Consider the following 20418-nt stretch of genomic DNA (forward strand, 5'->3'; position numbering starts at 1 on the left):
AACAGTGATCTTGGTCGACACGGTTCTAGCAGGAGCTCCATCTCTGCTTCCTACGGCTTGACACACCAACCCCACGCCTAACTACACGGCGTTGGATCTAGAGCTGCCCTACGGCTCGGACCGGTGGGGCAGTTCGGCGCGGCGCAGCGCGGGCACGCACAGGGCGACCACGCCGCCCAGACCGCAGACGACCGCACTGACCAGGAAGACCGGGCCGGTGCCCCAGGCACCGATCGCGGCGGCGGACAGCGGCATGCTGAGCGGGGTGAGGCCGAGGCTGACCAGGCCGGCCACGGCGGTCACCCGGCCCAGGTAGGCGGGGTCCGCCTGGGTCTGCAGCAGGGCCGCGCACATGGCGCCGCTGAGGCCGGTCAGCAGCCCGATCAGCAGGGCCGTACCGACGGCGAAGGGGACGGCCGGCGCGTGCGCGAGCGCGCCGACCGCCACCGAACCCGCCAGGATCGACCAGCCGGCGACCTGCCCGGCGTGCGGCAGCCGCCCCCGTACGGTCAGCAGCAGCGAGGCGGTGCCCGCACCGACGCCGAAGCCCGCGAGCACCCAGCCCATACCGGCCGCGCCCCAGCCGCGCTCGTCGCACAGCAGGGTCAGACCGACGTTGAGCGGTCCGACGAAGCCGAGGTCGCCCAGGGCGATGGCGAGCATCAGCGGTGCGAGCACGCGGTGCCGGCGGATGTGGCGCAGGCCGGCCACCAGGTCCTGCCCGGCGGTCGCGCTCCCGCCGCCGGCCGTGTCGTCCGGCGGCAGCTCGCGCATCCGTACGCCGATCAGCAGCGGCACCGACACGGCGATCAGCAGCCCCGCGAGCCCGAACGCGGCCGTCACCCCGCCCAGCGCCGCGCCGAGCCCGCCGAGCGGGCCGCCGACCACGCTCGCGAACCGGATCGCGAGTCCCCGCATGCCCTGCACGCGCGCGAGCTGGTCGCGGTGCGTCACGCGCGCGGGCAGGGCGCCCACGGCCGGCAGGAACACGGCGTCGACGGTGCCGAAGACCAGGGCGAGCAGCGCCAGGGGCCACAGGCCGGGGCCGGTCAGGAACAGCAGTGCGGCCACCGCGAGCACGGCCGCGCAGCGCACGGCGTCGCTGCCGATCACCACCCGCCGCGGCCCCAGCCGGTCGGCGATCACCCCGCCGCCGAGCATCAGCACCGCCCGCGGCAGCGCGCTCACCGCCATCACCAGGCCCGCCTGGGAGGCGGTGCCGGCCTGCACGGCGGCCCAGGACAGGGCGATGTAGTAGACGCTGTCGCCGACCATCGAGAAGGTGAAGGCGGCCAGCCAGCGCAGGACGTTGGGGTCGCGGTGGGCGGGGAGCCCGGCAACGGCCCCGGGGGCGCTGCCGAGCGCGGCCTCAGACACGGAACGGGAAGCCGTAGGTGTGCACCGCGACGTGCTCGCGGCCCTCGGTGTCGCCGGCCAGCACGGCGGCGCGTCCGCGCTCCTCGTAGCGGCGCACGACGTCGTGCATCTCCCCGGCCAGCGCGGCCAGTTCGTCCGGGGTGAGGCGCAGCAGCCACTCGGCGGATTCGGCGGCCGACGTCCACGCGTCGCCCCAGTGCGCCCGCTCGTCGAGGTAGCGCCGGTACATGTCGGCGCGCTGCTCGAAGAAGAGCCGGCTGGCCGCGGTGTGCGCGGCGGCCTTCTCGGGGGCGTCCCTGAAGTCCTCGTCGCGGATGCTCACCCCCTCGGAGGCGGGCCGCCACCACCGCTCGCGGCCGTCCCCGCTGCGCCCCTCGGCCTCCTCGATCAGCCCGTGCTCGGCCAGCTTGCGCAGGTGGTAGCTGACCAGCGAGACGGCCTCGTCGACCTGCTCGGCGAGCTGCGAGGCGGTCGCCGTCCGCGCGATGGTCACCAGCCGGTACAGCTGGGCGCGCAGGGGGTGGGCGAGGGCCTTGAGGGTGCCCACGTCCTTGATGCGGCGGTTTCGCTCCTTCTCCGTCATGCGCCCGACCCTAGATACGAAAGAAAAATTGCACAACAGATTTTGCGCAAGAAACCTTTCGCTTCTGCTCGTGAAGAAGCCCCGGCCGCAGTCCGGCCGGGGCTCGACCTCCTAGCGCACCGGGTGCCCGGCTGCCCGCAGGGCTCCCTTCACCTCGCCGATCCGCAGGTCGCCGAAGTGGAAGACCGACGCGGCCAGGACCGCGTCCGCGCCCGCCGCGACGGCCGGCGGGAAGTCGGCGAGCTTTCCGGCGCCGCCCGAGGCGATCACCGGGACCGTGACGTGCTTGCGGACGGCCGCGATCATCTCCAGGTCGTAGCCGTCCTTCGTGCCGTCCGCGTCCATCGAGTTCAGGAGGATCTCGCCGGCGCCGAGTTCGGCGGCCCGGTGCGCCCACTCCACGGCGTCGACACCGGTGCCCTTGCGGCCGCCGTGCGTGGTCACCTCGAAGGTGCCCTCGGGCGTGCGGCGCGCGTCCACCGAGAGGACCAGCACCTGCCGCCCGAAGCGCTCGGCGATCTCGCGGATCAGGTCGGGGCGGGCGATGGCCGCCGTGTTGACGCCGACCTTGTCCGCGCCGGCCCGCAGCAGCTTGTCCACGTCCTCGGCGGTGCGCACACCGCCGCCGACGGTGAGCGGGATGAACACCTGCTCGGCGGTGCGGCGCACCACGTCGTAGGTCGTCTCGCGGTTGCCCGACGAGGCGGTGATGTCCAGGAACGTCAGCTCGTCGGCGCCCTCCGCGTCGTACACCTTGGCCATCTCGACGGGGTCGCCCGCGTCGCGCAGGTTCTGGAAGTTGACGCCCTTGACGACCCGGCCGCCGTCCACGTCCAGGCAGGGGATGACGCGCACGGCGAGGGTCATGCGGTCACTCCGTGTTCTGCGCCGGGGCGGTACGCCTCCACCTCGACCTCGACGACCAGGCTGGGGTCCACGAAACCGGAGACGATGATCATCGATGCGGCGGGGCGCACGGTGTCGAACAGCTCCTTGTGAGCCCGCCCGACGTCTTCCACGTCCCGGGCGTGCGTGATGTACATGCGCGTACGCACCACGTCGTCACGGCCGAGCCCCACTTGTCCGAGCGCCGCCAGCGCGACGTTGAAGGCGTTGACCGCCTGCTCGTAGGGACCGCCCCCGGCGATCTCGCCGTCCACTATGGACGTGCAGCCGGACACCAGCACCAGGCCGTTCGGCAGTTCGACCGCGCGGGAGTAGCCGAACGCCTCCTCCCAGGGCGCACCGGTCGTCAACCGTCGTAGATCGCTCACTGGGCTACCGCCTCCAAGGCCTCTTCCAAGGTGAACGCCTTTGCGTACAGGGCCTTCCCGACGATGGCGCCCTCGACACCGAGGGGAACCAGTTCGGCGATGGCGCGCAGGTCGTCCAGCGACGACACGCCGCCGGAGGCCACCACCGGGCGGTCGGTCGCCGCGCACACGGAGCGCAGCAGCTCCAGGTTGGGACCCTGCAGGGTGCCGTCCTTGGCGATGTCGGTGACGACGTACCGCGCGCAGCCCTCCTTGTTCAGACGCTCCAGCGTCTCGTAGAGGTCGCCGCCGTCGCGGGTCCAGCCGCGGCCGCGCAGTGTGGTGCCGCGCACGTCCAGGCCCACCGCGATCTTGTCGCCGTGCTCGGCGATGACCCGGGCGACCCAGTCCGGAGACTCCAGGGCGGCCGTGCCCAGGTTCACCCGGGTGCAGCCGGTGGCGAGGGCCGCCGCCAGCGAGGCGTCGTCGCGGATGCCGCCGGACAGCTCCACCCTGATGTCCATCGCCCGCGCGACCTCGGCGATCAGCTCGCGGTTGTCGCCCGTGCCGAACGCGGCGTCCAGGTCGACCAGGTGCAGCCATTCGGCGCCCGAGCGCTGCCAGGCGAGGGCGGCCTCCAGCGGGGAGCCGTAGGAGGTCTCCGTGCCGGACTCGCCGTGCACCAGGCGGACGGCCTGGCCGTCGCGGACGTCGACGGCGGGGAGGAGTTCGAGCGTGCTCACAGGGTTCCGATCCAGTTGGTGAGGAGCTGGGCTCCGGCGTCGCCGGACTTCTCGGGGTGGAACTGCGTGGCCCACAGCGCGCCGTTCTCGACGGCCGCCACGAAGGGCTTGCCGTGCGTCGACCAGGTCACCTTGGGGGCGCGCATCGCCGAGTGGTGCGTCTGCAGGGTCCAGTCGTGGACGGCGTAGGAGTGCACGAAGTAGAAGCGCGCGTCCGCGTCCAGGCCGGCGAACAGCTCGGTGTCGGCCGGCGCCTCGACGGTGTTCCAGCCCATGTGGGGCACGACGTCGGCCTGCAGCGGCTCGACCGAGCCGGGCCACTCGTCGAGGCCCTCGGTCTCCACGCCGTGCTCGATGCCGCGCGCGAAGAGGATCTGCATGCCGACGCAGATGCCCATGACCGGGCGGCCGCCGGACAGGCGACGGTCCACGACCCAGTCGCCGCGCGCCTCCTTCAGGCCCTTCATGCAGGCGGCGAAGGCGCCGACGCCCGGGACCAGCAGGCCGTCGGCGTTCATGGCCGTATCGTAGTCACGCGTCGTCTCGACGTCCGCGCCCGCACGCGCCAGGGCGCGCTCCGCCGAGCGGATGTTGCCGAAGCCGTAGTCGAAGACGACGACCTTCTTGCGGGCGCTCAATTCCATACCTCCAGCCTCATCACACCGGCGACCAGGCACATCGCGGCTCCGATCGACAGCAGCACGATCAGCTGCTTCGGCATCTGCTGCTTGGCGAAGGAGATGATGCCGCCGACCAGGAAGAGGCCGACGACGATCAGCAGGGTCGATAGGCCGTTCACAGCGCGCCCTTCGTGGAGGGGAGGATGCCGGCGGCGCGCGGGTCGCGCTCGCTCGCGTAGCGCAGGGCCCGCGCCAGCGCCTTGAACTGGCACTCCACGATGTGGTGCGCGTTGCGCCCGTACGGCACGTGCACGTGCAGCGCGATCCGGGCCTGGGCGACGAAGGACTCCAGGATGTGCCGGGTCATCGTCGTGTCGTACGCGCCGATCATCGGCGCCATGTTCTCGGGCTCGGTGTGCACGAGGTAGGGGCGGCCGGAGAGGTCGACGGTGACCTGGGCGAGGGACTCGTCCAGCGGGACGGTGCAGTTGCCGAAGCGGTAGATCCCCACCTTGTCGCCGAGCGCCTGCCCGAAGGCGGCGCCCAGCGCGAGGGCGGTGTCCTCGATGGTGTGGTGGGAGTCGATGTGCAGGTCGCCCTCGGTCTTCACGGTGAGGTCGAACAGGCCGTGCCGGCCGAGCTGGTCGAGCATGTGGTCGTAGAAGCCGACGCCCGTCGACACCTCGACCTTGCCGCTGCCGTCGAGGTCGATCTCGACGAGCACCGACGTCTCCTTGGTCACCCGCTCGATCCTGCCGACGCGGCCTTCGCGAGTCATGCGCTCTGCTCCTTCTTCAGTTCACGGACCGCGTCGAGGAACGCGTCGTTCTCTTCGGGGGTACCGGCGGACACCCGCAGCCACCCCGGGATGCCGTTGTCCCGGACCAGGACACCCCGGTCGAGGATCCCGCGCCAGGCCGCGTGCGAGCCGCCCTCGCCGTCGAACCTGCCGAACTGCACGAAGTTCGCGTCGGACTCGACCACGTCGTAGCCGGCCGCGCGCAACTCGCTCACCAGCCGGTCCCGCTCCGACTTCAGCTGCTCGACGTACTTCAGCAGCGTGTCGGTGTGCTCCAGGGCGGCCAGCGCGGTCGCCTGGGTGACGGCCGAGAGATGGTACGGCAGCCGTACCAGCTGGACGGCGTCGACCACCGCCGGGTGCGCGGCGAGGTAGCCGAGGCGCAGGCCCGCGGCGCCGAAGGCCTTCGACATCGTGCGCGAGACGACGAGGTTCGGCCGGCCCTCGATCAGCGGCAGCAGCGAGTCGCCGTGACTGAACTCGACGTACGCCTCGTCCACGATCACCATGGACGGCTTGGCCGCCTGCGCCGCCTCGTACAGCGCGAGGACCGTCTCGCGCGAAACCGCGTTGCCCGTGGGGTTGTTGGGGGTCGTGACGAAGACGACGTCCGGCTTGTTCTCGGCGATCCACCGCTCGGCCGCCGGGAGGTCGATCGTGAAGTCCTCGCCCCGCGGGCCGGAGATCCAGCCCGTGCCGGTGCCGCGCGCGATCAGCGCGTGCATCGAGTACGACGGCTCGAAGCCGATCGCCGTGCGGCCCGGACCGCCGAAGGTCTGCAGCAACTGCTGGATGACCTCGTTGGAACCGTTGGCGGCCCAGATGTTGGCCAGGCCGACCCGGTGACCGGAGGTGTCCGACAGGTAGGTGGCGAGCCGGGTGCGCAGCTCCACCGCGTCCCGGTCCGGGTAGCGGTTGAGGTCGCGGGCCGCCTCGCGCACGCGCTCGGCGATCCGCTCGACCAGCGGCTCGGGCAGCGGATAGGGGTTCTCGTTCGTGTTCAGCCGTACGGGCACGTCCAACTGGGGCGCGCCGTAAGGGGACTTGCCACGCAGCTCGTCCCGTACGGGGAGATCGTCGATGCCGGTCACTTGCCCTCGGGTACCTTCCAGCCGAACCGTGCCTTGACCGCCGCGCCGTGCGCCGGCAGGTCCTCCGCCTCCGCCAGCGTGACCACGTGGTGCGCGACCTCGGCCAGCGCGTCCTTCGTGTAGTCGACGATGTGGATGCCGCGCAGGAAGGACTGCACGGACAGGCCCGAGGAGTGGCAGGCGCAGCCGCCGGTCGGCAGCACGTGGTTGGAGCCGGCCGCGTAGTCGCCGAGGGAGACCGGCGCCCAGGGGCCGATGAAGACCGCGCCCGCGTTCTGCACGCGGTCGGCGACCGCGGTGGCGTCGGCGGTCTGGATCTCCAGGTGCTCGGCGCCGTAGGCGTCGACGACCCGCAGGCCCTCGTCCACGCCGTCGACCAGGACGATCGCGGACTGGCGGCCCGCGAGCGCGGGGCGGATCCGGTCCTTGACGTGCCGGGTGGCCGCGACCTGGGGCTCCAGCTCCTTCTCGACCGCGTCCGCGAGATCCACGGAGTCGGTGACGAGGACGGCGGCGGCGAGCGGGTCGTGCTCGGCCTGGCTGATCAGGTCGGAGGCGACGTGCACCGGGTCGGCGGTGTCGTCGGCGAGGATCGCGATCTCGGTGGGGCCGGCCTCGGCGTCGATGCCGATCTTGCCGGTGAAGTAGCGCTTGGCGGCGGCGACCCAGATGTTGCCGGGGCCGGTGACCATGTTGGCGGGCGGGCAGGACTCGGTGCCGTGCGCGAACATCGCGACGGCGGTGGCGCCGCCGGCGGCGTACACCTCGTCGACGCCGAGCAGGGCGCACGCGGCGAGGATGGTCGGGTGCGGCAGGCCGCCGAACTCGGCCTGCGCGGGCGAGGCCAGGGCGACCGAGCGGACGCCGGCCTCCTGGGCGGGCACCACGTTCATGATCACGGAGGACGGGTAGACCGAGCGGCCGCCCGGCGCGTACAGCCCGACGCGCTCGACCGGCACCCACTTCTCGGTGACGGTGCCGCCGGGCACGACCTGGGTGGTGCGGGTCGTACGGCGCTGCTCACGGTGGACGATGCGGGCGCGCCGGATGGACTCCTCCAGGGCCGCGCGCACGGCCGGGTCGAGCTCGTCGAGGGCCTTGGCCAGCGCCTCGGCGGGCACCCGCACCTGCTCGAGCCGGACGCCGTCGAACTTCTCGGCGAAGTCGATCAGCGCCGCGTCGCCCCGATGATGCACGGCCTCACAGATCGGACGCACCTTCTCCAGGGCGGCCGAGACGTCGAAGTCGGCTCGGGGCAGCAGGTCGCGCAGAGCGGGGCCCTCGGGAAGGGCGTCGCCGCGCAGATCGATTCGGGAGATCACGTACCCAATTCTCTCAGACCCGGGTCCGGCGCCGTGCGCGCGTATCAATGGCTGATACAGAACGCGCGCGGAACCCGGAAGATCGCCTTCACGTCCTGTGCTTCGGGGGTCACTCAGCGGGCATCAACGGTTGTGCGAACACACGAACGGAGGAGCGGGGAGCGGTGACTGAGGGGGCCGGCCTGCGCGCCGGAGACCTGCCGGAGGAGCTGACCGCGGCGGAGGCCGGCATGTGGCAGGCCTTCCGCAACGGCAGTCTGTACGACCTGAGCAGCGGGGACGCGGCCGTGGACGACCCGCACGGCGGGCAGCCCTGGGGAGCCGGGCGGACCGTGCGGGCGCGCATCGTGTGCTGGCTGCTGCTCGACGGCCCGCCCGCGCTCGCCGGGCGGGTGTCCTCCCTGAAGCTGCGCGGGGTGCAGATCGACGGCAGCCTGGACCTGGCCGGCGGCACGGTGGTGCCGTACGTCGAGCTGCGCGGCTGCCGCTTCGAGCGGGACGTCCTGCTGCCGGAGGCCCGCTTCACGACCGTGCGCCTGGTGAACTGCTCGGTGCCCCGCCTGGAGGCGGCCCGCCTGCACACGGAGGGCGACCTGCATCTCCCGCGCTGCCGCTTCCTGGGCGGCATCCGGCTGACCGACGCGCACATCGGCACGGATCTGCTGCTCAACCAGGCGATCGTGCACCGTGACCGCAGCGGCCGCTCCCTCGCGGGCGACGGCATGACCGTGGGCCAGGACTTCCAGGCCGAGCTGCTGGAGTCGCACGGCGAGCTCAGCCTGCGCAGCGCCAAGATCGGCGTCTCGCTGAGCCTGCGCGGCGCCCGGCTGGCCAACCCCCGCACCCGGCTCGCGCTGAACGCGCCCCAGCTGACCGTGGGCCGCACGCTGTACCTCACCCCGGCGGGCGTCGGCGCGTCCATGTCGAGCGGCGCGACCCCCGCGCGCGGGACGCGGATCCAGCGCTTCGAGTGCCAGGGCGGGGTGCGCCTGGACGACGGGCGGTTCGGGGACGCGGTGGACTTCGAGCGGGCCCGGTTCGTCCTCACCGACGACCAGGAGCTGTCGATGCGCCGGGTGCAGACGCCCGAGCTGCGCTTCCTCGGCGAGCGCCCGCAGCGCGGCAAGGTCACCCTGTCGGGCGCGCGGGTGGGCAACCTGGTCGACCGGGCGAGCGCCTGGCCGGGCCCGGGCAACCTGCACATGGGCGGCTTCACCTACGAGAACCTGGTGCCGCAGGGCCCCTTCCCGCTGACCGAGCGGCTGGACTGGGTGGCCGCGGCGACCGCCGAGTACAACCCGGAGCCGTACGAGCGCCTCGCCTCCGTGCTGCGCAACGGGGGCGAGGACGAGGACGCCCGCGAGGTGCTGCTGGCCAAGCAGCGCCGCCGCCGCGAGAGCCTGCCGCCGGCCGCCAAGCTCTGGGGCTACGCGCAGGACTGGACGGTGGCCTACGGCTACCGGCCGGGGCGGGCCGCGGTCTGGATGGCGCTGCTGTGGGCGGCGGGCTCACTGGCCTTCGCGCACGCCGGCCATCCGCCGGTGCAGCCGGGGCAGCATCCGCACTGGAGTCCGGCCCTGTTCGCCCTGGATCTGCTGCTCCCGGTCATCGATCTGGGCCAGGCAGGCCAGTGGCAGCTGAGCGGCGGCTGGCAGTGGCTGGCCGCGGTGCTGGTCCTGCTGGGCTGGATCCTGGCCACGACGGTGACGGCGGGGGCCACGCGTCTGCTGCGCCGCAATTGAGCGGACCCGCTCAGTGGGGCCACAGATGCGCAACAGTAGTTGAACAGTTTACCTTTACTCTGTCTTGACCGATTCGCGTACAACTTTCCGCGGATTACGCGGTGCCGCTGGCGCATGCGTGACCTGCGGTCTTTCAATGGTCGTCACCATGGCACTGCTGCATCCCTTCAGCCGTACGGCCCGCACCACCCGGGCCGTGCAGCCCCTCGACGGCGCCCCGCTGCCCGCCGACGACGAGGTGCTGCTCGACGCCCCCGACGACCGCCTCGGCCATGCGCTGGTCGCGGCCGCGCGCGGCGAGCACGGGCCCGCGGCCGCCCTGCTGGCCGGCACCCGCCGATCCGCGGACTGGGAGATGCGCGACCGGAACGCGAGACGGCTGGCGGCCTTCGCCCGCCCGCGCCCCGAATGGCTTCGGCGGTGGTCGGCCGCCGACCCGCACGACCCGGACCTGCTCCTCGTCCGCGCCCAGCTGGAGGTGGACCGCGCCTGGGACTCCCCGGCCCGCGCGGAGCTGCTGCGCGAGGTCAGCCCCCTGATCACGGCGGCCGCACGCGGCGACGACCGCGACCCGGTGCCGTGGCGGATCGCGCTGGACCACGCGCGTGGCACCCGGGCCGGGCACAAGTACTTCGGCGAGCTGTGGGAGGCGGCGCTGCGCCGCGCCCCGCACCACTACGGCTGCCATGTGGCGGCCCTGCGCTATCTGGCCGAGTCCTGGCAGGGCTCGCACCGCGAGTGCTTCGACTTCGCCGACCTGGCCGCGCAGGACGCCCGGCCCGGCTCCCTGGTCCAGGCACTGCCCGCACGGGCGGCCCTGGCCTGCCTCACCGACGGCGACGGCGCCTCCGGCCCGGTGCCGCGCGCCCGGCTACACGCGGCGGCCGACCGGGGGATCGCGCTCTCGGCCCGCTTCCCGGTGGCCGACCCCTGGCCGTCGCCGATCCGCAACAAGCTGATGTACGTCCTGTTCCGGCTGGAGCGCTGGCAGGAGGCCCTGGCCGAGGCCCACCGGATCGGGCCCTGCGCCACGTCGTCCCCCTGGCACCGCTGGTCGGACGACCCGCTGGCGCATTTTCTCCGCGTGCGTGGCGAGATTCGCGCCCGTGCGGCGGGCGCCGCGCCCCCGTCCGGACATCCACGAAGTGAACGCGGCGGACGCACCACCTCCGGCGACCACTAGGCTTTTGCGCCGTGACCATCGTCCGTCTCCCGCTCTTCCCCCTGAACTCGGTGTTGTTCCCGGGGCTGGTGCTGCCGCTGAACATCTTCGAGGAGCGCTATCGCGCCATGATGCGCGAGCTGCTCAAGGCTCCCGAGGACGAGCCGCGCCGGTTCGCCGTCGTGGCGATCCGCGACGGCCACGAGGTGGCGCCGAGCGCGCCCGGCATGCCCGACCCCACGGCGCTGCCCGACCGCGGCCCCGCGGCCGGCTTCGGTCCGCACCCGGAGAAGTCGTTCCACGCGACGGGCTGCGTGGCGGACGCGGCGACCATCCGTGAACGCGCGGACGGCACCTTCGAGGTCCTGGCCACCGGCACCACCCGGGTACGCCTGGTGTCCGTGGACGCCTCGGGCCCGTTCCTGACGGCGGAGCTGGAGGAACTCACCGAGGACGTGGGCGAGGAGGCGGGCGCGCTGGCCGAGGGCGTGCTGCGCGCCTTCCGCCAGTACCAGAAGCGCCTGGCGGGCGCGCGCGAGCGCTCCCTGTCGACCGGCGCCGAACTGCCGGACGAACCGTCCGTGGTTTCCTACCTGGTCGCCGCGGCGATGATGCTCGACACCCCCACCAAGCAGCGGCTGCTCCAGGCCCCGGACACCGCGTCCAGGCTGCGCGACGAACTGAAACTCCTTCGCACCGAGACCGCGATCATCCGTAACCTTCCGTCACTGCCGGCGTCGGAGCTGACGCGCGGCCGGACGAGCCTCAACTAGGGGAACCGCGGCATGGCGAAGAAGCAGAAAAAGCAGCGGGAAGCAGGGGCGGGCGGCACCCCCGCGACGGTGGCCCTGACGGCCGCCGGCACCACGTACACGGTCCATTCCTACGACCACGACCCCTCCCACCCCTCCTACGGCGAGGAGGCCGCGGAGGCGATGGGCGTGGCGCCGGACCGTGTCTTCAAGACCCTGGTGGCGGACGTGGACGGCACCCTGACGGTCGCCGTGGTCCCGGTGGCGGGCCAGCTCGACCTGAAGGCCCTGGCCTCGGCGGTGGGCGGCAAACGTGCCGCCATGGCGGACCCGTCCCTGGCCGAACGCACCACGGGCTACGTCCGCGGCGGCATCTCCCCCCTCGGCCAGCGCAGGAAGCTCCCCACGGTCCTCGACGCCTCGGCCGGCGCCCACAGCACCATCTGCGTCTCGGCGGGCCGCCGCGGTCTGGAGGTGGAGCTCTCCCCGGAGGACCTCGCCGCGCTCACCGGAGCGGTCGTGGCCCCCATCGGTCGTGCGTGACCCCTGGACGGCGGGCCCTGCCTCGGTTAATGACGAGGGACATGTCGAAGAAAACCAGAAAACGCAAGTGGCGCACCAAGAAGGGCCGCTCCAACCACGGCCACCGCCCGGCGTAACGCCGTCACCGCTCACACCACACGCCGGCCCGCCGCTCTCGGCCGGTCCGGCCGTCGAGGACGAGGCCGTCCAGGCCGAAACGGGGGTCCAGGGGGCAGAGCCGAGCCCCCCTGGACACGACGGGCACCCCGGGCAGGACGCCACCGCCCACCTGACCGGCGCCGCAGGCTACCCCAGCGGCGCCCCGTAGGGATGGTGCGGCTCCGGGTACGACTCCGGGTCCCGCGGCCCGAACAGCGCCATCAGCCCCAGATGCACCACCAGCGCGGCCAGCGGCCACGCCAGCAACGCCCCCTTCGCCCCCATCTTCAGCGGCGCGGAGAAGACGACGCCCTTGCCCACGGCCCTCGCATGGGCGATCACGTCCTGCGTGGGCCCGAGCCACACCCCGACCTTCCAGGCCAGCAGCGAGCCGAGCAGGCCGCCGATCCCGAGGGCCACCACCAGCGGCACACCCCCGCGCCGCCGCAGCAGGAAGACGGCCAGCGCGCTCAGCACACCGAAGCCCAGCGCGAGCAGCGTGAACGTTCCGTCCACCCCGATCGCCTGCTCGCCCTCGCTGTCCGAGAGATAGACGACCCAGTTCTTGTCGACCACGTCCGCGACCAGCGGCACGTGCGGCGCCAGCCACCACCACAGGACCCCCAGCAGCGCCCCGGCGAGCGCCAGGGCCACCGTGACCACGGCGGCTTCCCGCACTTCGGTCTTCATTCCGGGCCCGTCCTGTCCGTACGTGCCGTGCCAGACGGCGTCATGGGGCGCGGCCGCCACATGCCCGGCAGCCGGCGGCTGCCACGCGTTGTGCGAGGACTGTTCATGCGGCGGCGGAGGCGGAGTCAACGGTGCGGTCACACTGCCATCGTGCCAGGCCCGCCTGCGCGGCGCGTCACCGGACGGCCGCCCGGCGGTAGGCCCAGGTGGCGACGGCCAGCGAGACGACGCCGACCACCCCGCAGACCGCGAGGTCACCGAGGACGTAGGCCCAGTCGGGACGCTCGCTGAAGGTCCGCGCGAAGGCCTCGACGCCGTACGTCGACGGCAGCAGGTCCCGCGCGAACCGCACCGCCTCGGGCATCCGGTCGGCCGGCAGCACCCCGAGCAGCAGCGCCGCCGACATGCCCAACTGGCCCAGCAGCGTGGCGAGCTCCGGCCGCGGCGCCAGCAGCCCCAGCGCCGCGCCCAGCCCGGACAGCGCCGCCCCGGCCAGCGGGATCACCGCGGCGAGCACCCACAGATGCGCCATCGGCAGCCCGAACAGCACGCACCCGAACACCGCCGTGATCACGGTCCCGGGCACCGTGAACGAGGCGTACGCGCCCGCCGCCCCCAGCACCACGGCCGCGGGCGGCACCGGCAGCGTCGCGTAGTGGTCGAGCCCGCCGCTGGCCCGCAGCTGCCCGAAGTACTGGGCGAGCAGATTCAGCGCGACGAACGCCACCACCAGCACCGCGGAGCCGGCCACCACCGACTCGGCCTCGCCCCCGCCGGTCACGACCCCGCGCATCAGGACCATGATCCCGATCGACTGGAAGGTCGCCACGAACAGCAGCGGGATACGGGCCACCCGCGCGCGCGACAGCTGCGCCCGGTACACGGCGGCGAGGGCCGGCCACAGCCGCGCCCGCGGCCCGAGCTCGGCCGCGCCGCGGCCTGCCTCCTCCACGGCCAGGCCGCCGCCCGGCAGGACATCGGCGGGTACGACACTCACGTCGCGCTGCTCCCCTTCCGGGTCGGGCTCACTGAGGCGTCTCTACGGGGTCTGCCCAGAGACCATACGAACATGACGGCCCGCGCGCTCACGACGTGACTCACGCCTTCACCAGCCCCTGCCGCGCCGCGCCCCCCAGCGCCAGGTACACGTCCTCGAGACTGGGCGTGGTCAGTGTGAAGTCGTCGAGCGCAGCGAAGGCGCTGCCGCCGGTGACGGTGGCGACCACCGCGCGGGCCTCCTCCGGGACGAGCCGGAGCGTCCAGCGGCGCCCGGACTCCACGGCCCGCTCGCGCAGCGCCGCGACCTCGGGCACGTGCAGCGGCGCCGTCTCGCGCCACACCAGCTCGACCCGCACCTCGCCGGCGACCTGCTCCTTGAGCCCGGCGGGGGTGTCGCAGGCGATCACCCGCCCCTGGTCGAGCACGGCGACCCGGTCGAGGACCGTCTCGGCCTCGATGACGTTGTGGGTGACCAGCAGCACCGTCGTCCCGCGCTCGGCCCGCCGCCGGTCCACGGCCGCCCACACGGCCCGCCGGGCCACCGGATCCATCCCCGTGGTCGGCTCGTCGAGCACCAGCAGCGGCCGCTCCCCGACCAGTGCGGCGGCGAAGCACGCGAGCCGCCGCTGCCCGCCGGACAGCTTCTTCAGGGGGCGCCCGGCGATCGCGGTGAGCCCCAGCTCCTCCAGCACGGCGTCCCGCTCGGCCCGCGCCCGGCGCGTCTCGAGGCCGCGCAGCCGCCCGGTCGTCTCGGCGGCCAGGGACACCGTCAGCTCGTCCAGCGCGCTCGACTCCTGCCCCAGATAGGCGAGGATCCGCGCGGCCCGCTCCGGGTGCCGCACGATGTCGTGCCCGAGGATCTCGACACGGCCGGCGTCGGGCCGCATCAGCCCGGTCAGCTGCCGTACGAGGGTGGACTTGCCGGCGCCGTTGGGCCCGAGCAGCCCGAAGATCTCACCGCGGCGGATGTCGAGGCGCACGTCGTCGACGGCCCGCACGGCGGGAGCGGCGGGGGCGCTGCGCCGCCCTCGTACCGCCGGATAGGTCTTGGTCAGTCCGCGCACCGCGCACACGACATCACCACGGTGCCGAAGTGCCTGTGTCGCGCGCGTACCCACAAACCACGAGGGTACGGGGTCCGAAGCCCCCTTCGGCCCTCGGGTTGGTCCACAACGGCAAATGCGCCGGTAAAAGACCTACTCGCCCGCGGGCGCGTGCTCCGCGGCCGTCCGCGCGTCGATCTCCCGCCAGAACCCGGCCCGGATCGCGTACCGGTCGTGCTCGTCGATCTGGTCGTCCTTGTGGGCGAGCAGCCCGAAGCGGGCGGCGTAGCGCAGCAGTTCCCCGTCGATACGGTGCGGGACCCGGGGATACATCGCGGACAGCTTCTGCAGATGGGCCTGGTCGCCCAGCCGTTCCATCCAGCGCCGCGCGAACACCTGACCGACTTCGAAGGGATCGCCGCCGACCGTGGTGATGTCCTCCTCGCGGTCGGCCCAGCGCTGCTCGGCCGTGGTCAGCTGCGCGAGCGTCGGCATCGAGGCGGCGTCGGCAGGCTCCGTGGGCGGGCGGTCCACCCAGCCCTTGTCGGAGGACCAGCGCAGGGTCGCGGTCGGCGGGTGCGGGGCGGGGTGCACCCCCGGGGCGCGCAGCGCGGCCAGGTCCTTGGGGGTGGGCACGCCCTTGGCGGCGGGCACGCGCTCCTGCGTGCCGTTCCCGGTGGCGGCCGCGGCCGGGGCGTGCTCGGTCTCCTCGGTGGTCCGCTCGGGCGCCGGGGCGAGCGAGGTGTCCGGCAGCGGGGCGGAGAGGATCGCGGCGATCTCGGGACGCGGCGCGGGCGGCGGCGCGCAGACCCCGCCGAGCTCCTTGGCCCGTACGGCCTTGGTGATCCAGGTGCGGTCCAGCACGCGGCGCTCGTCCGCCTCGGCGACGAGGTCCTCGGACTGGTTGTAGTCGCCGTCGGCGGCCTGCACGGCCCACAGGTGCACGGCGACGCCGTGCTCCTTGGCGGCCATCATGCCCGGCAGCAGGTCGCCGTCGCCGGTGACGAGGACGATGTCGGAGCAGGCGCGGTTGCGGGCCAGCTCGGTGAGCTCGGCGTGCATGGCGGCGTCCACGCCCTTCTGGGCCCAGCGTCCCTCGCTGCGGGTCAGGGCGCCGAGCCGGACGGTGACCCGGGGCATCACGCGCAGCCTGCGGTGCTCGGGCTGGGGGACGCGGTCGGGGGCGCCGTCGAACCAGTAGATGCGCAGCAGCGGCCGTTCCGTGTCGGACTCGGCGCGGTCGCGCAGCGCCTGGATGAGGGCGGTGTGGTCGACGGAGATCCGCGAACGCGAGGGCTCCCCCGCGAGGAGACTGGCGGCGGCCCCCAGCAGATACCCGGCGTCGACAAGGACGATGCAGCGGTCCACGCGATCCACCCTCTTTCCGGGAGGTTTGCTTCGGGCTTCCTTCGAGTCTGCCCGACGGCACGGGGCTTAACGGCCCGAACTCGATCTTCGGCGTGGCGTTTCGGGTCACGAGCTGAGCCCTCGCGCTCCGACAAGCCCTGTCACGGACGGTAATTATCCGAAATGCACTCCTTGCAAGCCTATGTGAATCTGATCCCGATCCTGGCCCTCAGATCCCCCACAGGAGGCAGATCACCATGGCCAAGAACAAGAAACAGAACCGTAAGCAGCCGCAGTCCGAGCGTGGGCAGCAGCAGGCCCAGCAGCCCTCGATGGAGGCGCAGGCCGAACAGCGTCCCCTGCAGGTCACGCCGAGTGACATGCCGCGCAAGGGCCGGCAGAAGAGCTTCGGTCACAACTGACGGCTGCGTCACGGGTCGTTGAGATCCGGCCACGGCCGAGGGGCGCACCCCCGTGAAAGGGTGCGCCCCTCGCGTGTGCACCGGTGCTCAGCCCGCCAGGCAGGAGGGGCCGAGCAGCACCTTCAGATCGCCGAACAGCGCCGGGTCGGGCTTGACCCGGTGCCGGTCCAGGCGCAGGACCGTCGTCCTGGTCGGGCCCTGCAGCTTGATCCGGACCTCGCTGTCGCCCCTGTGGTGGCTGAGGATCTCGCCCAGGCGGCTGACCATCGGCGGAGTGACCCGGGTGGCCGGGATGGTGAGGACCACGGGCGCGTTGGTGCCCGCGTTCGACAGGTCGGGGACCTGGAGCTCCATCGCCACCAGCCGGGGGATGTCCTCCCGCTTGTCCAGGCGCCCCTTGACGAACACCACCGCGTCCTCGACCAGTTGGGTCGACACCAGCTGGTAGGTCGCCGGGAAGAACATGCACTCGATGGAGCCGGCGAGGTCCTCGACGGTGGCGATCGCCCAGGCGTTGCCCTGCTTGGTCATCTTGCGCTGGAGGCCCGAGATGATGCCGCCGATGGTGACGACCGCGCCGTCCGCGTGCTCGCCCCCGGTGAGCTGGGCGATACCCGCGTCGGCCTTGTCCGACAGCACGTGCTCCAGGCCGAAGAGCGGGTGGTCGGAGACGTAGAGACCGAGCATCTCCCGCTCCTGGGCGAGCAGATAGGTCTTGTCCCACTCCTCGTCGGTGAACTGCACGTCGAGGCCGAAGCCCGGCTCGCTGGACTCCTCCTCGCCCATGCCGCCGAAGAGGTCGAACTGGCCCTCGGCCTCCTTGCGCTTGACCGCGACCACGTTGTCGATCATCGGCTCGTAGTGCGCGGTGAGGCCCTTGCGGGTGTGCCCGAGGGTGTCGAACGCACCCGCCTTGATCAGCGATTCCGTGGTGCGCTTGTTGCAGGCGGCCGCGTCGATCTTGTCGAGGTAGTCCGGGAAGGAGGCGTACTTGCCCTTGGCCTTGCGGCTCTTGATGATCGACTCGACCACGTTCGTGCCGACGTTGCGCACGGCCTCCAGGCCGAAGAGGATCACGTCGTCGCCCTGGGCGGCGAAGTTGTGCACCGACTCGTTCACGTTCGGCGGGAGCACCTTGATGCCCATGCGGCGGCACTCGTTGAGGTAGACGGCCGACTTGTCCTTGTCGTCCTTCACCGAGGTCAGCAGCGCCGCCATGTACTCGGCGGGGTGGTTGGCCTTGAGATACGCCGTCCAGTACGACACCAGTCCGTACGCGGCGGAGTGCGCCTTGTTGAAGGCGTAGCCGGCGAAGGGGACCAGCACGTCCCACAGGGCCTGGATCGCCTCGTCGCTGTAGCCGTTCTTGCGGGCGCCCGCCTGGAAGATGGTGAAGTTCTTGGCCAGTTCGTCGGGCTTCTTCTTGCCCATCACGCGACGGAGGATGTCGGCCTCGCCGAGCGAGTAGCCCGCGATGATCTGGGCGGCCTTCTGCACCTGCTCCTGGTAGACGATCAGGCCGTAGGTGACCGCCAGCACCTCTTCGAGCGGCTCCTCCAGCTCCTTGTGGATCGGGGTGATCTCCTGGAGCTTGTTCTTGCGGAGCGCGTAGTTGGTGTGCGAGTCCATGCCCATCGGGCCCGGACGGTAGAGCGCGGACACGGCGGAGATGTCTTCGAAGTTGTCCGGCTTCATCAGGCGCAGCAGGGAGCGCATGGGGCCGCCGTCGAACTGGAAGACGCCGAGGGTGTCGCCGCGCTGGAGCAGTTCGAAGGTCTTCGGGTCGTCCAGCGGCAGGCTCAGCAGCTCCAGGTCGACACCCTTGTTGGACTTCACCATCTTGACGGCGTCGTCCATGATCGTCAGGTTGCGCAGGCCGAGGAAGTCCATCTTCAGCAGGCCGAGCGACTCGCAGCTCGGGTAGTCCCACTGCGTGATGGTCACGCCGTCGGTGTGCCGGACCCAGACGGGCACGTGCTCGGTGATGGTCTCGCTGGACATGATCACGCCGGCGGCGTGCACGCCCATCTGCCGGACCAGGCCCTCGACGCCCTTGGCGGTGTCGATGACCTTCTTCACGTCCGGCTCGTTCTCGTACATCCCCCGGATCTCGCCCGCCTCGTTGTAGCGCGGGTGCGAGGGGTTGGTGATGCCATCCAGGTCGATGCCCTTGCCGAGGACGTCGGCGGGCATGGCCTTGGTCAGGCGGTCGCCCATCGCGTACGGGTAGCCCAGCACGCGCGCGGAGTCCTTGATCGCGTTCTTGGCCTTGATCTTGCCGTAGGTGCCGATCATGGCGACCTTGTCGGCGCCGTACTTCTCCGTCACGTACCTGATCACCTCGACGCGCCTGCGCTCGTCGAAGTCGATGTCGACGTCGGGCATCGAGATGCGCTCGGGGTTGAGGAACCGCTCGAAGATCAGGCCGTGCGGGATCGGGTCGAGGTCGGTGATGCCCATGGCGTAGGCGACGATCGAGCCGGCCGCGGAGCCGCGGCCGGGGCCGACCGCGATGCCGTTGTTCTTGGCCCACATGATGAAGTCGGCGACCACGAGGAAGTAGCCGGGGAAGCCCATCGAGATGATGACGTCCATCTCGTACTCCGCCTGCTTCTGGCGGTCCTCGGGGATGCCGCCGGGGAAGCGGCGCTCCATGCCGCGGCGGACCTCCTCCTTGAACCAGGTGACCTCGGTGTAGCCCTCGGGGATCTCGAACTTGGGCATGAGGTCGCGCTTCTCGAACATGCCGGAGGTGTCGACCATCTCGGCGACGAGCAGCGTGTTGCGGCAGCCCTCCTGCCAGGCGTCCGAGGAGTCGATGGCGTACATCTCGTCCGTGGACTTCAGGTAGTAGCCGGTGCCGTCGAACTTGAAGCGTCCCGGGTCGGAGAGGTTCTTGCCGGTCTGGATGCACAGCAGGGCGTCGTGGGCGGTCGCCTCGTGCGCGTACGTATAGTGCGAGTCGTTGGTGACCAGGGGCGGGATGCCGAGCTTCCGGCCGATCTCCAGCAGCCCGTCGCGGACCCGGTGCTCGATGTCGATGCCGTGGTCCATCAGCTCCAGGAAGTAGCGGTCCTTGCCGAAGATGTCCTGGTAGTCGGCGGCCGACTTCAGGGCCTCGTCGAACTGGCCGAGGCGCAGCCGGGTCTGGACCTCGCCGGAGGGGCAGCCGGTGGAGGCGACGATCCCCTCGGACCACTGGGAGATCGTCTCCTTGTCCATCCGGGGCCACTTCTGCAGCCAGCCCTCGGCGTACGCGTCGGAGGAGAGCCGGAAGATGTTGTGCAGGCCCGTCCTGTTCACGGCCCACATCGTCTTGTGGGTGTAACCGCCGGAGCCGGAGACGTCGTCGCGCTTCTGGTGCGGCTGGCCCCACTGGATCTTGCGCTTGTTGCGCCGCGACTCGGGGGCGACGTACGCCTCGATCCCGATGATCGGGGTGATTCCGGCTTTCTGGGCGGAATGGAAGAAGTCGTACGCCCCGTGGAGGTTGCCGTGGTCGGACATGGCGATGTGCGTCATCCCCATCTCGTTGCACGCGTTGAACATGTCCTTGAGCCGCGCGGCACCGTCCAGCAGTGAGTACTGGGTGTGGACGTGCAGGTGCGTGAACGGCGGCTTTGACACGGTGTGGCCTCCATGGCAAACGGTCGGTGACGGGCGGTCGGACAGTTCCGGGGTCAGCGCCGAAGTCTATGCCTCGGCACTGACACGCGGAGGGCTCCCCCGCGTACCTTCACAGCGAGGATCCCGGGCACTTCCGAGGGTCCTCACCCGTTGGAATCGACGAAA

Annotated in this window: 20 protein-coding genes; 5 read left to right on the forward strand and 15 right to left on the reverse strand. The window is 71.8% G+C overall.

Translation table 11 applies throughout. From position 1 onward, the window contains the following. Positions 1 to 108: 108 nt before the first annotated feature. The 10 genes from ACIRPX_RS12270 to hisD form a co-directional block, all read right to left on the reverse strand. A complete protein-coding gene (locus ACIRPX_RS12270; RefSeq protein WP_404192163.1) occupies positions 109 to 1377 on the reverse strand; it encodes an MFS transporter in 1269 nt (422 codons plus the stop codon). Next, positions 1370 to 1960 (reverse strand): ArsR/SmtB family transcription factor, encoded by a 591-nt coding sequence (locus ACIRPX_RS12275; protein ID WP_404192166.1) that lies wholly within the window; start codon positions 1958 to 1960, stop codon positions 1370 to 1372. Before ACIRPX_RS12275 ends, ACIRPX_RS12270 begins: the two co-directional genes overlap by 8 nt. A 111-nt stretch (positions 1961 to 2071) precedes the next feature. Beyond that, entirely contained in the window at positions 2072 to 2827 is a 756-nt protein-coding gene (hisF, locus tag ACIRPX_RS12280) for an imidazole glycerol phosphate synthase subunit HisF (protein ID WP_404192169.1), read from the reverse strand. After that, on the reverse strand, positions 2824 to 3234 hold the full coding sequence (locus ACIRPX_RS12285; protein ID WP_404192171.1) for a RidA family protein: 411 nt from the start codon (positions 3232 to 3234) through the stop codon (positions 2824 to 2826). The genes hisF and ACIRPX_RS12285 overlap by 4 nt, the downstream gene beginning before the upstream one ends. Beyond that, on the reverse strand, positions 3231 to 3956 hold the full coding sequence (priA, locus tag ACIRPX_RS12290; protein WP_404192174.1) for a bifunctional 1-(5-phosphoribosyl)-5-((5-phosphoribosylamino)methylideneamino)imidazole-4-carboxamide isomerase/phosphoribosylanthranilate isomerase PriA: 726 nt from the start codon (positions 3954 to 3956) through the stop codon (positions 3231 to 3233). Before priA ends, ACIRPX_RS12285 begins: the two co-directional genes overlap by 4 nt. Continuing rightward, on the reverse strand, positions 3953 to 4600 hold the full coding sequence (hisH, locus tag ACIRPX_RS12295) for an imidazole glycerol phosphate synthase subunit HisH (protein ID WP_404192176.1): 648 nt from the start codon (positions 4598 to 4600) through the stop codon (positions 3953 to 3955). Before hisH ends, priA begins: the two co-directional genes overlap by 4 nt. Continuing rightward, on the reverse strand, positions 4591 to 4755 hold the full coding sequence (locus ACIRPX_RS12300) for a hypothetical protein (RefSeq protein WP_164932275.1): 165 nt from the start codon (positions 4753 to 4755) through the stop codon (positions 4591 to 4593). The genes hisH and ACIRPX_RS12300 overlap by 10 nt, the downstream gene beginning before the upstream one ends. Continuing rightward, positions 4752 to 5354, reverse strand: a complete 603-nt coding sequence (hisB, locus tag ACIRPX_RS12305; protein ID WP_404192180.1) for an imidazoleglycerol-phosphate dehydratase HisB — start codon at positions 5352 to 5354, stop codon at positions 4752 to 4754. The genes ACIRPX_RS12300 and hisB overlap by 4 nt, the downstream gene beginning before the upstream one ends. After that, positions 5351 to 6466 carry a histidinol-phosphate transaminase gene (locus ACIRPX_RS12310; protein ID WP_404192183.1) on the reverse strand — a complete coding sequence of 372 codons (1116 nt, stop codon included), beginning with the start codon at positions 6464 to 6466 and terminating at the stop codon, positions 5351 to 5353. The genes hisB and ACIRPX_RS12310 overlap by 4 nt, the downstream gene beginning before the upstream one ends. Beyond that, positions 6463 to 7788, reverse strand: a complete 1326-nt coding sequence (gene hisD / locus ACIRPX_RS12315; protein ID WP_404192186.1) for a histidinol dehydrogenase — start codon at positions 7786 to 7788, stop codon at positions 6463 to 6465. The genes ACIRPX_RS12310 and hisD overlap by 4 nt, the downstream gene beginning before the upstream one ends. Positions 7789 to 7952: 164 nt before the next feature. Between hisD and ACIRPX_RS12320 the strand changes: the two genes are divergently transcribed. The 4 genes from ACIRPX_RS12320 to ybaK all read left to right on the forward strand — a co-directional run bounded on the left by ACIRPX_RS12320 (position 7953) and on the right by ybaK (position 11987). Further along, complete coding sequence (locus ACIRPX_RS12320; protein ID WP_404192188.1) at positions 7953 to 9530, forward strand: oxidoreductase; 1578 nt, start codon at positions 7953 to 7955, stop codon at positions 9528 to 9530. Positions 9531 to 9666: 136 nt separating this feature from the next. Then, entirely contained in the window at positions 9667 to 10713 is a 1047-nt protein-coding gene (locus ACIRPX_RS12325; RefSeq protein WP_404192190.1) for a hypothetical protein, read from the forward strand. A gap of 11 nt (positions 10714 to 10724) precedes the next feature. Beyond that, positions 10725 to 11465 (forward strand): LON peptidase substrate-binding domain-containing protein, encoded by a 741-nt coding sequence (locus tag ACIRPX_RS12330; RefSeq protein ID WP_404192192.1) that lies wholly within the window; start codon positions 10725 to 10727, stop codon positions 11463 to 11465. A 12-nt stretch (positions 11466 to 11477) separates the two neighbouring features. Next, entirely contained in the window at positions 11478 to 11987 is a 510-nt protein-coding gene (gene ybaK, locus ACIRPX_RS12335; protein WP_404192194.1) for a Cys-tRNA(Pro) deacylase, read from the forward strand. A gap of 285 nt (positions 11988 to 12272) precedes the next feature. On the opposite strand, the gene ACIRPX_RS12340 is transcribed toward ybaK, so the two are convergent. From ACIRPX_RS12340 to ACIRPX_RS12355, 4 genes are all read right to left on the reverse strand, one after another. After that, positions 12273 to 12956, reverse strand: a complete 684-nt coding sequence (locus ACIRPX_RS12340; RefSeq protein ID WP_404192196.1) for an AAA family ATPase — start codon at positions 12954 to 12956, stop codon at positions 12273 to 12275. Between the two features lie 34 nt (positions 12957 to 12990). Then, positions 12991 to 13812 carry an ABC transporter permease gene (locus ACIRPX_RS12345; protein WP_404192198.1) on the reverse strand — a complete coding sequence of 274 codons (822 nt, stop codon included), beginning with the start codon at positions 13810 to 13812 and terminating at the stop codon, positions 12991 to 12993. A gap of 100 nt (positions 13813 to 13912) precedes the next feature. Further along, positions 13913 to 14887: an ABC transporter ATP-binding protein gene (locus ACIRPX_RS12350; RefSeq protein ID WP_404192858.1), complete on the reverse strand. Its 975-nt coding sequence runs from the start codon at positions 14885 to 14887 to the stop codon at positions 13913 to 13915. Between the two features lie 123 nt (positions 14888 to 15010). Further along, on the reverse strand, positions 15011 to 16225 hold the full coding sequence (locus ACIRPX_RS12355) for an NYN domain-containing protein (protein WP_404192201.1): 1215 nt from the start codon (positions 16223 to 16225) through the stop codon (positions 15011 to 15013). 236 nt (positions 16226 to 16461) lie between these two features. Here ACIRPX_RS12355 and ACIRPX_RS12360 point away from each other — a divergent pair, with 236 nt between their 5' ends. Next, the gene (locus ACIRPX_RS12360) at positions 16462 to 16626 is read left to right on the forward strand and encodes a hypothetical protein (RefSeq protein WP_384267581.1); all 165 of its coding nucleotides are present in this window, start codon (positions 16462 to 16464) and stop codon (positions 16624 to 16626) included. Positions 16627 to 16713: 87 nt separating this feature from the next. On the opposite strand, the gene dnaE is transcribed toward ACIRPX_RS12360, so the two are convergent. Then, positions 16714 to 20253 (reverse strand): DNA polymerase III subunit alpha, encoded by a 3540-nt coding sequence (dnaE, locus tag ACIRPX_RS12365; RefSeq protein ID WP_404192203.1) that lies wholly within the window; start codon positions 20251 to 20253, stop codon positions 16714 to 16716. Positions 20254 to 20418: the final 165 nt, after the last annotated feature.

The organism is Streptomyces sp. NPDC101225 (assembly GCF_044767585.1).
Taxonomy (GTDB): Bacteria; Actinomycetota; Actinomycetes; order Streptomycetales; family Streptomycetaceae; genus Streptomyces.